Below are 13,589 nucleotides of genomic sequence, written 5' to 3' on the forward strand. Positions count from 1 at the left end.
CTAAATCGCCTCTTCATTTTCTTCACTGGTACGAATACGGATCACTCGCTCAATATCGGAGATAAAAATTTTACCATCACCAATTTTACCTGTTTGTGCAGTTTCAATAATGGCTTCAATACAAGGATCAACTAAATCATCGGTTACCACAATATCCAGCTTTACTTTTGGCATAAAATCAATCGCATATTCTGCGCCACGATAAAGCTCAGTATGTCCTTTTTGACGTCCAAAGCCTTTTACTTCGGTCACCGTCATTCCTGTAATTCCAATATCAGATAATGATTCACGCACATCATCAAGTTTAAATGGTTTGATTATTGCTTCTATTTTTTTCATTTTAAATTTGTAGGTAGTGTTAAGAATAAACAGATTATAATACATAAGCGGTACGATTGTGATCAAAATTTGCAAATTTTAATCACAATCGCACCGCTATTAAATGTTATTTGTTATATAAAATCTAATTTAACTACCCAATCAAACTCTGTTTCATTTAAACGATATTTACCTTTTAAATTTGGTCCACAGGAATTTGAACCAATACCACTCATTTTGTAATCAATATATAAATGATTAAAAGGCGACTCTTGTAAATCATAGTGGTGTGCTTTACTCGTTAACTCTTCAAGGGTATAAGGCGAGTAATTAAAGCTAAATGGTTGATTGGCTGTAATTAACAGATTATCAGTTTTTACATAATGACAACCGTAGTGGCTACCATTTTCTTGTGGTTTGAAATAATCCGTATGATTTTGGGTTGCGGTGGTGACATAGCGTCCAAGCTTGCTTAAATGATGTTTATCAATATAGCTTTCACCCTCACCATAACCAAAATATTCCACATTTTCATTTTGTTTATTTAAACTAAAGGCTAGTCCAAAACGTGGTAAATAAGGCAGATGTGGCTTGCGTTCTGCAAGTACTACAATTTCAATGTGATTGGCGTGAATATGATATTGCACATTAAAGGTTACAATACGTTCTCGTGCAGTTGCCACTATTGCACAATCGGCAAACACTACCACTTTATCGCTAAATTTTTCTACTGAGATTTGGTAAGCTCGACTGTTAGCATTGTGATAGCCTACGTTTTGCCATAATTCTCGCACAAGGCGATCATTATCCGTTGGAGCACGCCATATATTAAAATTAAGTGGTTGCTCAATAATAGCTTTACCCTTATATTGTAACTGATTAAAAATACCTTTATTTTTATTAAATTCACAATAAAGCTTTTCATTTTTAACCACTAAGGTTTTCGTAGTTTCTTCAATAGTAAAATTACTTGATTGTGTTTTTTCCAATCTTGGTTTAACCATTACATCATCAAACAGAACCAGCTGATCAAAGCCTAATTCGTGATTACAAGCGGTTAGTTTCGTTGAATTTTTTGCAAAATAAGTAAGATCTAAAAGCCATACATTGCCATTGCGTTTTGGTAATACAAAAGGAACAGTGACACTTTGGCGTGGTTTACAATCAAGTTGAATTTCACCTTGTTTAATAGAATAACCATTTTCTGAAAGGCGATATTTAATGGTTACCTCAGAAAGATTGGTAAAATCAAAATGATTAGTAAATTCTAATTGTCCTTCTCTCAGACAAGCTCGCACAGGGCGGTTAACATTTTTTAGTTCTAACAAATTGCTGTGTGGTTCTCTATTTGGAGAAACTAAACCATCCACACAGAAATTGCCATCGTGCATTGTTTCTTTGAAATCGCCACCATAACCTAATTTTTGTGGAGCATTTGGTAGCTGGTTAGCGTGATCGCACCATTCCCAAATAAAGCCACCGCAAGCCGTGTCATATTTTTGGAAGGTTTGCCAGTAATCTTCTAAGTCGCCATTGGAATTTCCCATTGCGTGGCTGTATTCACAGATTAAAAATGGTTTGCTTTGTGGTTTTGAGCAATAGTCTTCGACCACATCGGTATCGCTATACATTTCACTATAAAAATCTAAGTTTGTGAGATCATTTTTATGCTGTGAATGTTGGTAGATTGAGCTTTCATAATGCACAAGCCGTTCAGGATCACGATCTTTTACCCATTTTGCGGCTTCTTCAAAATTTTCACCATAGCCACTTTCATTACCAAGTGACCACACAAGGATCGAGGTGCGGTTTTTATCTCGTTCAATATTTGCAAAAGTACGATCTAAAATTGCCGCTTTAAAGCTTGGGTCCCTTGCAAAATAGCAGAAATTATCGATAGTATCTTGCTCTATCTGTTTATCCCAGTTTTCATTAGGGACATTTAAGAAAATACTATTTTCTGGTTGTGGTACTGGCAACATTACAGGACCGTGACTTTCAATGTCGCTTTCACTGATCACATAAAATCCGTATTTATCACAAAGCTCGGTAAACCAAGGGGCATTTGGATAGTGAGCAGTGCGAATCGCATTGATATTATGTTGTTTCATCAAGGTAAGATCTTTGACCGCTTGTTCATAACTAATGCTATAACCTGTTTTTGGATCACTGTCGTGGCGGTTAACCCCTTTGAATTTAATTGGTTGACTGTTGAATAGTAACACGCCATTTTCAACGGCAATTTTTCTAAATCCAATTTTTTGTTCAATCCATTCGTTCGCATAGTGCAATCTTAGGCTGTATAACGCAGGATTTTCTGCATTCCAGAGTTGTACATTAGCAATCTGAAAATTTGCAAATTTCTCTGATAAACTTACCGCTTGTTTTTCAAGGATTAACTCACCTTGTGGATTGAAAAGCTGTAAATTAATAGGTTGAGATTGTTCAATAAAGGTCGTTTCTACTGATAATTTTGCTGATGTAAGATCATCAGATAATTGTGTTTTAATAAAAAAATCTTGTAGATAATTTTGCTCTCGTTCTAAGATATACACATCACGAAAAATCCCTGACATTCTGAATTTATCTTGATCTTCTAAATAGCTACCATCACACCATTTTAAAACTAAAACAGCGATATGGTTGGTGCCATTTTGTAGTGCGTCAGTAATATCAAATTCACTAGTAGCGTGGCTAACTTGACTGTATCCAACAAATTTTTGGTTGATATATAGGAAGAAACAGCTATCCACCCCTTCAAAATTGATCAAATAACGCTTATCCGATTTAAGATTAAGATCAAATTCTCGTTGATATAATCCACAAGGATTTTGTGTTGGTACATAAGGTGGATCAAACGGGAAGGGGTAATTGATATTGGTGTATTGATGTTGATCATAACCATAATTTTGCCAGTTTGATGGCACAGGAATGCTTGCCTGAGCAGGCTGTTCTGCTATGTTTTCAGGGAAGTTTTCAGGCAAATCTTGATAGCTTTCAAAATAGTTAAATCCCCAGTCACATTGGCTTAATAAGGTTACATAAGCGGATAGATTTCTTTCATTTTTTGCACATTTTTGTTCATTTTCAAAAGGGATAAAATAAGCGTGATGTGGTGTTGTGTTCACGTGTATCACTTCAGGATTTTGAATATAATCTGTAAATAACATTGTTGTTACTCCTATCAGTTAATCAGTAATTTAACTTTTTATTTGTTAATGTGAATAGAGAAAGGGCGGTAAATCCAAATGCTATACCCCCTAAAATTAAATACGTTTCTTGATAACCATATCTTGCAACAGCATTTGCTGTGTGTGCAGCTCTTTCTATACCGTGTGCAATTGTATATTCAGTACCATTTAAATCATATAATTTACCTACGATAGGAGATTCAAATAAAGTAGTTACTTGTTTAACAAATTGACAAGCAACGAGGTATACGGTTGCAGAAAAATGCACTTCAAAAACATTTGCAATATATTTAAATGAACCGACTAAATAGAATGGTACTTCAAACATATGTAAGGTTTTTAATAACACAACGTGCCAAGCTTCTGTTGCAAATGCAGATCCTGTAATACGAATACTCATAATTGTACCCGCAATTAACAAAGCATTTTTAGCCCCAGTGTATTTATTAATAATAACAGGGACGAAGAACATAATCATTGCATTTAACATTTCACCTAGTGTTGTGACATAACCAAAAACCTCAATCCCTTTTTCTTTTGTATCAAAGAAAGTATTAAAGAAATTTCCGAATTGTTGGTCAAAAATATCATAAGTACAAGCAACGCCCACAATGTAAGCAATTAAAGCCCAGAATTGAGGACGTTTTAATAATGCTAAAGCTTGTTTTATACTAATAGGGTTTTTATTTTCACCTAATTGAGCAAGAACAGAAGATGTTCTATTTTCAGGTTTCATTATTGCAACTAAAATTAATAAAACAACTGCACCACCAGAACCTAACCAAAATACTGAATTTGGATCTTTACCATATAAAACCCCTGCTATAGATGCACAAATAGCCCAACCGAACATACCGAACATTCTTGCACGACCATATTCAAAACGGTTTAAGCGGCTTATACGTTCTATATAGGCTTCTGATGCAGGTGCACCACTTGAAAATACAAAGCCCATATAAACACCACCAGATAATGCACCTAACCAAACATTTTGTTTTAATAATGGTGCAAAAACATAAATGAAGAAAGGTCCATAAAAAATTAGGGTGATCGCAAGTATCCATAATATATACTTTTTGATACCCAACTTATCAGTTAAATAACCAAAAATAGGTTGAAAACATATTCCAGCAAATGCCATTGAAGAAAACACTAAACCTGTTTCTTCTCCAGATAAACCATTTATGTCTCCCAACCACACACCAAGAAATGGAAAACAAGTTGCCATAATAAAAAAGAAAGTGAAAAAATAAGCACTCGACACCCAATAATTTCTATTAGAAAAATAGTAGTGGCTATCACTATAAAATGATGTAGTTTCTGACATAAAAAATCCTTAGTTAAGAATATTAAGTATATACTCCTTATAGTGTTAACGTTATCAAAACAAAAGTAAAGTTATAAATATTTATATACATGATCTAGATCACAATAAATGTTAATATTAACAATAGAAAATAATAAAGGTAAAATAGAAAAAATACAAAGGATAATAAAAATGGCATCACTAAAAGAAGTCGCAAAATTAGCAGGTGTTTCTTTAATGACAGTATCCAGAGCATTAAATTGCCCTGAGAAGCTGTCGGAAGAAACCTATAAGCACGTAAAAAAAGCAATAGATGAGCTTAACTATGTGCCAAATTTTTCTGCTAAAAATATACGTGGTTCAACAGGGAAAACTATCGGTATTTTATCTTTGGGAACGGCAACTACGCCTTTCTCCGTTGAGATTATTCTGGCGATTGAAAAAACCGTACGACAACACGGCTGGCATTCTTTTGTGATCAATACTTTTGAAGACGATGAGCAAGAAATGGAACAGGCCGCTGAGCGTTTGCTTTCTTATCGTCCAGCTGGAATTATCATTGCTAGAAATGGTTTACAAAATGTAAAAATTCCACGTAAATTACATAATATCCCTATTGTGTTATCTAATTGTGTAACCAATGATATAGAGGTTGCAAGCTATATTCCAAATGATTTTCAAGGACAATTTGATTTAACTGAGCAGTTAGTTAAGAAAGGCTACAAAAAAGCACTATGTATGTATATTCCAGAAGATGCCATTGCTGCGAAAGAACGTAAAAATGGTTTTGAGAAAGCGTGGTTTAACCAATTAAATTCACAAACGGCTGAACAGCATTTTATGATCGGTACACCTCATACTTATGAAAATGGTGCCAAGCCACTTCAGAGATTATTAGAAAGTAACCCTAAAAAATTAGATTTTGATGTAGTTGTGTGTGGTAATGACCGTATTGCATTTCTTACTTATCAACTCTTATTAAGTAGAAGTTTTCGTATTCCAGAAGACGTGGCGGTAGTAGGCTATGATAATATGATTGGGGTAACCCACCTATTCCAACCGTCACTAACCACTGTGCAACTTCCACATTATGAAATGGGAAAACAAGCGGCACTTCATTTTATTGAAGATAGAAAAACTAAAGAAAAAAATTTGATTAAATGCCCTTTAATTATTGGACAATCTTGTTAATTACTCATTAAAAATGCCATATTATAGTGCATTGAATATAGAATAAAACAGTAATCGCTCCCTGAGCTTGTCGAAGGGGTGCGTGTGAAATACAAGAAAAAGCACTTATACTTCGACAGGCTCAGTAACCGTGCTTAGGTAGGTTCAGCAATTTAGTTTCAATTTTTGATACTAATCTCAATTTAATTTACTATATAATAAATTAGCCTGCCTAGATAACAAGGCAGGCTAATATTTTAGTAAAAATAAAATGTATGGTATCTTCAATTGTTCAGTAAGTAATTATTTTACTGCTCCTAATGTTAAACCAGCAATAAAATGTTTTTGCATTAGGAAGAACATCGCCACAGGTGGTAATGCTGCAACAACCGCTCCTGCTGAAATCAGATGCCAAGCGGCAACCCATTGACCATTTAATGAGTATAAACCAGCAGTTACTGGCTGAGTTTCTGCTCCTTGTGTTAATACCGTTGCCCAAAAATAATCATTCCAGATAAAAGTAAAAACTAATACAGATAAAGCGGCAATAGCGGGTTTCATTAGCGGTAAAACTACATACCAAAAGATACGAAATTCATTCACACCCTCAACTCGAGCCGCCTCAATTAATGGACGAGGTAAAGCCTTAATGAAATTTCTCATAAACAATGTACAAAATCCTGATTGAAAAGCAATATGGAATAATGCCAATCCAGTAATGGAATTATACAACCCCATTTTTAATGTAAAATCACGTACAGGAACCATTAAAATTTGAGCAGGAACAAAGTTTCCTGCAACAAAAATAAAGAACAAAAATACATTGCCTTTAAAGTTATATACACCCAATGCAAATCCCATCATACAAGACAGAGCCACTGCCCCAATAACCGTAGGAATAGTGACCTTAAAGCTATTTAAAATATAATGAGCAATAGGTGAATTATCAAATACTGCACGATAATTTTCTAATAAATTAAAAGATGATGGCATACCCCAATAGTTACCCATTGTAATATCAGCCGCAGGACGAATGGAAGTCAACATAACGGCTACCAATGGGAGCAACCACAAAAACAAAGCAATAGGCAACGCTAGTTTATATATCCATTGGATAGTCACACTTTGTTGCTGAATAGGTCTAGGAAACATTAGCCTCTCTCCTCTTTATACATACGGGTTAAAAAGAATATGATATACACCATCATTAGTAGGAATAGTACCACTGCAATAGCAGAACCATACCCCATACGGAAACCGTATTCAGATAATGCTTGCTCATACATATAGAAAGCTAACACACGTGATGAGCCATAAGGACCACCATCCGTCATAATGGATACAAGGTCAAAACAGCGAAGTGAACCAATGACAGTAACGACAACGGCAATAAAGGTAGCTGGGCGTAATTGAGGTAAAATAACATACCAAAGCATACGCCAACCTTTGGCATTATCAAGACGACCAGCTTCAATTTGTTCTGGATCAACGGCATTCAATCCTGTTAAGTATAAAATCATACAATAAGCGGTTTGAGGCCATAATCCTGCAAAGATAATACCAAAGGTTACATAACGTTCATCTGCCAATACTGCGATAGGATCAACACCGACTGCATCCAGAAAAACGTTCATTAATCCATAACTAGGATCATAAAACCAAGCAAAGACTAAACCAACAACGACCTGTGAAATAACAAATGGAAAGAAAAATAAAGATTTATATAATCTAATTCCTTTAACTTTTTGATTTAGGAAAAGTGCAATAAACAAGCCTAAAGGAATAGCCAACATAAAAAATACTAGCCAAAGAACATTATTTTTCAAAGAAATATAAAAGTTCTCATCATTAAATAGTTCGATGTAGTTTGCCATACCAACCCAAAATTTTTCTCCTAAACCATCCCATTCATAAAATGAGATAGCAAAAGATTCAAAGACAGGAAGAATGACGTAAATGAAAAACATAATCGCTCCCGGTGCTAAGAATAGCATTGGTGCAATTATCATTTGATTTTGTTTCCAAAAAGTTTTCATAACTTTTTCCTATTTAAGTTTCATTGACTGATGATATTTCCTAAAAAACACCATCAATCAATATCAAATAGCAAAATAACAAAGCATCACCTCTATTTTAGTAAGTGGTGATACTTTATTCCTTATTTTTTACTTGCCTTTTTATTGATTTTCTTCTGAATTCTATCCAGTCTTTTCAAAATACTTTCTAGGCGTTTAGGTTTAACCATAAATTCTTGGAAGGATTCCATTGCAGGTTTTGCCATTGCAGCAGGAGCATCTCTATCAAAGAATTGTGAAATCCCCCCTTTTGTATTAGACAGCATTTTAAAACCTGCTTGTAGAAATTCATCATCACCTGCCTGTGAATTTACATTAATAGGCAACTGTCCTAAGGCTTTATTTAACTTAGTTTGCGTATCAGCTTGTGCTAAGAAAGCTAAGAATTTTTTTGCATCTTCTTTATTTTTAGCATTCGCTGGAATGTGCATAGTATCGGTTGGTGCTTCCTCTGCTCCTACGATATTAGGATTGATAACAGGGAATTGGAAAAAACCTAGTTTATCTTTATCTAAGCCAGCTTCACGCAATGGAGCAACGGCAAAATTACCCATCACATACATTGCGGCTTTACCTTGCACCATTGGGGCAAGAGCTTCCTGCCAAGAATAGGCGGCGTGATTATCAATGAAAGCTCCCATATCAATCAACGTTTTCCAGTTTTCAAAGGTCTTTCTTACCCCTTTATCTGTCCAAGGAATTTCACCACTCGTTAATTTCATATGATATTCATAACCATTGGTACGAAGATTGAGGAAATCGAAGATACCTGCTGCTGTCCATAAATACTTCGTACCAATAGTAATGGGTGTAACACCTGCTGCTTTAAGTTTTTTACAAGCTACTAAAAACTCTTCCCAAGTTTTTGGTTCTGTTATGCCATTTTTCTTAAAAATATCCTTACGATAAAAAACACCCCACTGATAGTAAGTATAAGGAATTCCCCACACCTTACCATCTATAGTCATTGCATCTTTGGCTGGTGCAAGAGTTTTGTACAGACCATTTTCTTTCCAAACGTCATTAACAGGTTCAAATAACCCTGCTTCAACATAAGGTTTCATTCGATTACCAGCAAACCAATTAGCCAAATCAGGCGCATCCGCACTTAAGAAATTACGAATAGATGTTTTGTAACCTTCGTGGTCTATTGTATTCACATTAACCTTGATATCAGGATATTTAGCTTCAAAGTCTTTGATAAGCTCTGCAAATGCTTTTTTAGGTGCAGGATCTGACATATCAGTATTAATACGTAATTCACCAGCAAACAGAGTTGAACTCACTGCCATTGCAACAAATAAACTCAGTAATTTTTTACTATTTTTCATAAGGTTCTCCTCAAAAAAGTTTGAAAGATATGGTACGAAGGTAACAAGTATATTTACTATACCCACCAATGTTAACGATATCATTGGTTAAAAAAACGGTATCACAAACAATTATAAAAAACAAGAGATATTTAGATTTGTTATGGAGTAAGAGTGCGATTTTAATCTAAATTATATATTTATATGGTGGAAAAAATATGGCTCATATTGAATTTAAAAATGTCTCCCAGTCTTTCTGTAATGGTGAGCGAATGAATCGAAATAACAGAAAAACAAACCTTAAAACGAGGCGATAAAATCGCTATTGAAATGAACAAAAAAGATTTACATTATTTTTGGTAAAACGACTAAAAAGCACCAGTGGTAATAACACATTAAATGTATTTCTATAATAACAAATTCAAATACTCCTTTTTTTTTATAATTGTTTGTGATGCTCTTTTTTAGTAAATGATATCGTTAACATTATTAAAATATACGTATTGCTTTCGTACCATATCTTTTAAATTTTTTGGAGAAGAAACTTATTACGATATCAAGATTAATGTGAATACAATAGACCACGAAGGTTAAAAACATCTATTCGCAATTTTTTAAATACTTAGAACAAGATTGTGATTTTAATCTAATTATGCACTTAATGGTGGAGGAAATATGGCTCATGTTGAATTAAAAAATGTCACCAAATCTTTTGGTAATGTACAAGTAATTTATGGTGTAGATTTAAACATCAAAGAAGGTGAATTCTGTGTTTTTGTCGGTCCTTCAGGCTGTGGAAAATCTACATTATTGAGAATGATATCAGGACTTGAAAGTGTCACTGAAGGTACTATTCGTATTGGTGAGCGTGATGTGACTAAAATGGATCCTGCAGAACGTGGGGTAGCAATGGTTTTCCAAACTTATGCACTTTACCCGCATATGACGGTTGAAGAAAATATGAGTTTTGGTTTGCGAATGAATAAAATTCCCCAAGAAGCAATTAAAAATAAAGTCGATGAAGTTGCTAACATTTTACAACTCGATAAATATATGAAGCGTCGTCCTAAAGCGTTATCAGGTGGACAACGCCAACGTGTTGCTATTGGGCGAGCCTTAGTTCGTGACCCTGATGTATTCCTTTTTGATGAACCTTTGTCTAATCTAGATGCTGAATTACGTGTTGAAATGCGTAGTGAAATTGCTCGCTTACACCAAGAAATTGGTGCAACAATGATTTACGTTACCCACGACCAAGTGGAAGCAATGACTTTAGCAGATAAAATTGTTGTTTTACGTGCAGGAAGTATTGAGCAAGTGGGTGCACCAATGGATTTATATAACGACCCTGATAATAAATTTGTGGCAGGTTTTATTGGTTCACCTGCAATGAACTTTGTGACAGGTACTGTCAAAAATGGGCAATTGCATTGTGATGTATTGGTCTCACCTGTTAATCAATTACCGAGCAGTGTTGTTGATGGTGAAGTCATTGTAGGTATGCGTCCTGAAAATATGACCATTGTTGATGGTGATGCTTTAACTGTTGATTTTGTCGAATATCTTGGTGGTAGTACTTATGTGCATTCAGTAACTAAAAATGGGGAACGAATGAACATTGAAATGACAGGGCAACAAACTTTAAAACGTGGTGACAAAATTGCTATTGAAATGGATGAAAAAGACCTACGCTTTTTTGATAAAAAAACTGAAAAACGCCTACGGTAAGAATATATTAAATATACCCCTAAAAAGAGGTAATGATTAATTAATCCGTAGGAAAATCAATTCTTACGGATTGTTTTTTAAGATCAAATTAATTGACACTAGGAATTATTATGGAATACCCAACATTAAAAAAACTAGATATTACACGTCCTCATCAAATTCGTGGCTATACACTTTCAACATCAGGAAATATTGATACCTTACGTATTCGCTATGCACGTAAAAAAGGCTCACTATTGCCTACGTCAAAACGTTTTAAATTTTCACGCCACCCGATGAAAGGAATGAACAATGAAAATGAACTTGCTCAATCGGTTGTTACGGAAGTTTCTCCTGTACTAACACAGGTATTACTTGAATTAGAAACACTACTAGCAGCTAAAAAAAGTACAAAGAATAAAAAAGAGCAATTACTTAAAGAAATTAATGATTTTGAAAAAGATATTGAAGATTTTCATAATCTTACTCTCTCACAATTAGCCAGTTTCCGAGCTGATATTGAAAAACTGTAAATATCTACTAAGATTTTGTTATTGAACATAATAATTTTTTAAATAGATAGAGTTAGGATAAATTGTTTTTTGATTGTTTGGCTAGATGAAAGAACGAAATTGAAATACGGAGGGGTGAATAATAACTGGAAATGAACTTATTTCCTCTATCGCTCACAACCGTAAAGCTTCCTCATTATGAAATGGGAAAACAAGCAATATTACATTTTATTGAGGGAAGCGGGTACATTTGATTAAAAATTTGCAAATTTTTAATCAAATGTAACCATTTTAAATGTTATTTACGTAGTTTAACTGTTTCTACTTGATGATTTCATTTTAAATGTTATTTACGTAGTTTAACTGTTTCTACTTGATGATTTCATTTTAAATGTTATTTACGTAGTTTAACTGTTTCTACTTGATGATTTCATTTTAAATGTTATTTACGTAGTTTAACCGTTTCTACTTGATGATTTATTCCTTTAGTTAGAATGAGATTTGCTCTTTCTCGAGTAGGTAAAATATTTTTCTTCAAATTTAACCCATTGATTTCATACCAAATATCGGTAGCTATTTTGATCGCCTCTTGTTCAGAGAGCTGAGAGTAATGATGGAAATAAGAGTTTGGATCAGCGAAAGCACCACGTCTAAATTTTAAAAAACGATTAACATACCATTCTTTTAAATACGTCTCTTTGGCATCAACATAAATAGCAAAATCTACTAAATCTGACACAAACACATTATTGGATTTTATTCCTGTTTGTAACACATTAAGCCCCTCTAAGATTAAAATATCTGGTTGATCAACAACATCAAATTTATTCGGTACAATATCGTAAGTCAGGTGTGAATAAACGGGAGCGGTAACCTTAGGTTTTCCTGATTTTATATCAGAAACAAATTGGATAAGTTTCTGTGTATTATATGATTCAGGAAACCCTTTTTTATTTAACAGATTTTTTTCTGTTAATTCAGCCAGTGGCAATAAAAATCCATCAGTGGTAATTAAATCAACCTGTCTATTATGAGGCCATTGTGATAACAATGCTTGTAGAATACGAGCGGAGGTACTTTTACCGACTGATACACTACCTGCAATACTAATAATATAAGGTGTTTTTTGAGGAGGAACACCGAGAAAGCGCTGCAACACGGCTTGGCGTTTGATATTTTCGTCAATATAGTAATTAATTAAACGAGCAAGGGGTAAATAAATGGTACTTACTTCCTTAAGTGACAAGTCTTCATCAACTCCCAACAAGGGCTTTAAATCTTGTTCTGTAAGTTTTAATGGTACAGATTTTCTTAATTCTGCCCATTGCTGGCGATTAAAAGTTAAAAATGGTGTAATACTGTTAGCTTCTTTTGAGTACATAATTTTTTCTCAAAATATTATTCATAATTAAAGTGGCTAAGTTAATAGCAACCGAAACGCTAAATATTACAATATAAATGAGATAAATAGGGGAAAAATTTCAAAAAATACCTAATAAAGCAACATTTTGAGCGGTAAATAATCAAAAAAACCGAAAAAACCTATTTTTTTCAAAAAAAGACTTGCACACTTTGTCAGAATTTCTATAATACGCACCACTTGCTTACATAATGCCGACTTAGCTCAGTAGGTAGAGCAACTGACTTGTAATCAGTAGGTCACCAGTTCGATTCCGGTAGTCGGCACCATATTTTATGTAAATAAGTAATCTATAATCGTGGAGGGGTTCCCGAGCGGCCAAAGGGGGCAGACTGTAAATCTGTTGGCTCAGCCTTCGAAGGTTCGAATCCTTCTCCCTCCACCATTTCTATTTACGCTAATAGGACAGATAAAATTTAGCCGCGGGCATCGTATAGTGGCTATTACCTCAGCCTTCCAAGCTGATGACGCGGGTTCGATTCCCGCTGCCCGCTCCAGTGTCGCTGATATAGCTCAGTTGGTAGAGCACACCCTTGGTAAGGGTGAGGTCGGCGGTTCAAATCCGCCTATCAGCACCATC

General features: G+C 34.5%; 10 protein-coding genes and 4 tRNA genes. 7 read left to right on the forward strand and 7 right to left on the reverse strand.

From position 1 onward, the window contains the following. The 3 genes from glnB to A6B44_RS00380 all read right to left on the reverse strand — a co-directional run bounded on the left by glnB (nucleotide 1) and on the right by A6B44_RS00380 (nucleotide 4,836). Entirely contained in the window at nucleotides 1–339 is a 339-nt protein-coding gene (glnB, locus tag A6B44_RS00370; RefSeq protein ID WP_090921179.1) for a nitrogen regulatory protein P-II, read from the reverse strand. 113 nt (nucleotides 340–452) lie between these two features. Continuing rightward, the gene (locus A6B44_RS00375; protein ID WP_090921074.1) at nucleotides 453–3,488 is read right to left on the reverse strand and encodes a glycoside hydrolase family 2 TIM barrel-domain containing protein; all 3,036 of its coding nucleotides are present in this window, start codon (nucleotides 3,486–3,488) and stop codon (nucleotides 453–455) included. 22 nt (nucleotides 3,489–3,510) lie between these two features. Beyond that, nucleotides 3,511–4,836, reverse strand: a complete 1,326-nt coding sequence (locus A6B44_RS00380; protein WP_090921077.1) for an MFS transporter — start codon at nucleotides 4,834–4,836, stop codon at nucleotides 3,511–3,513. A 171-nt stretch (nucleotides 4,837–5,007) separates the two neighbouring features. Between A6B44_RS00380 and A6B44_RS00385 the strand changes: the two genes are divergently transcribed. After that, nucleotides 5,008–6,006, forward strand: coding sequence for a LacI family DNA-binding transcriptional regulator (locus A6B44_RS00385; protein ID WP_090921079.1), 999 nt, complete (start codon nucleotides 5,008–5,010; stop codon nucleotides 6,004–6,006). Between the two features lie 282 nt (nucleotides 6,007–6,288). Here the strand turns inward: A6B44_RS00385 and A6B44_RS00390 are convergent, their stop codons facing one another. The 3 genes from A6B44_RS00390 to A6B44_RS00400 form a co-directional block, all read right to left on the reverse strand. Continuing rightward, nucleotides 6,289–7,137 carry a carbohydrate ABC transporter permease gene (locus A6B44_RS00390; protein ID WP_090921081.1) on the reverse strand — a complete coding sequence of 283 codons (849 nt, stop codon included), beginning with the start codon at nucleotides 7,135–7,137 and terminating at the stop codon, nucleotides 6,289–6,291. Beyond that, nucleotides 7,137–8,021 (reverse strand): carbohydrate ABC transporter permease, encoded by an 885-nt coding sequence (locus tag A6B44_RS00395; RefSeq protein WP_090921083.1) that lies wholly within the window; start codon nucleotides 8,019–8,021, stop codon nucleotides 7,137–7,139. The genes A6B44_RS00390 and A6B44_RS00395 overlap by 1 nt, the downstream gene beginning before the upstream one ends. A gap of 122 nt (nucleotides 8,022–8,143) precedes the next feature. Continuing rightward, nucleotides 8,144–9,391, reverse strand: a complete 1,248-nt coding sequence (locus A6B44_RS00400) for an ABC transporter substrate-binding protein (protein ID WP_090921085.1) — start codon at nucleotides 9,389–9,391, stop codon at nucleotides 8,144–8,146. A gap of 654 nt (nucleotides 9,392–10,045) precedes the next feature. On the opposite strand from A6B44_RS00400, the gene A6B44_RS00405 reads away from it, so the two are divergent. Beyond that, on the forward strand, nucleotides 10,046–11,098 hold the full coding sequence (locus A6B44_RS00405; protein ID WP_090921087.1) for an ABC transporter ATP-binding protein: 1,053 nt from the start codon (nucleotides 10,046–10,048) through the stop codon (nucleotides 11,096–11,098). A gap of 110 nt (nucleotides 11,099–11,208) precedes the next feature. Beyond that, complete coding sequence (locus tag A6B44_RS00410; protein ID WP_090921089.1) at nucleotides 11,209–11,610, forward strand: DUF3461 family protein; 402 nt, start codon at nucleotides 11,209–11,211, stop codon at nucleotides 11,608–11,610. Between the two features lie 421 nt (nucleotides 11,611–12,031). On the opposite strand, the gene coaA is transcribed toward A6B44_RS00410, so the two are convergent. After that, entirely contained in the window at nucleotides 12,032–12,970 is a 939-nt protein-coding gene (gene coaA / locus A6B44_RS00415) for a type I pantothenate kinase (RefSeq protein WP_090921091.1), read from the reverse strand. Between the two features lie 232 nt (nucleotides 12,971–13,202). Here coaA and A6B44_RS00420 point away from each other — a divergent pair. The 4 genes from A6B44_RS00420 (at nucleotide 13,203) to A6B44_RS00435 (ending at nucleotide 13,587) form a co-directional block, all read left to right on the forward strand. Continuing rightward, nucleotides 13,203–13,278, forward strand: a tRNA-Thr gene (locus tag A6B44_RS00420). A gap of 31 nt (nucleotides 13,279–13,309) precedes the next feature. Further along, nucleotides 13,310–13,394 (forward strand) — tRNA-Tyr (locus A6B44_RS00425). Nucleotides 13,395–13,431: 37 nt separating this feature from the next. Then, nucleotides 13,432–13,506, forward strand: a tRNA-Gly gene (locus tag A6B44_RS00430). Between the two features lie 5 nt (nucleotides 13,507–13,511). Then, nucleotides 13,512–13,587: transfer RNA gene (locus A6B44_RS00435), tRNA-Thr, on the forward strand. The last annotated feature ends 2 nt before the right edge of the window (nucleotides 13,588–13,589 follow it).

Source organism: Pasteurella skyensis (assembly GCF_013377295.1).
GTDB classification, from domain to species: Bacteria; Pseudomonadota; Gammaproteobacteria; order Enterobacterales; family Pasteurellaceae; genus Phocoenobacter; species Phocoenobacter skyensis.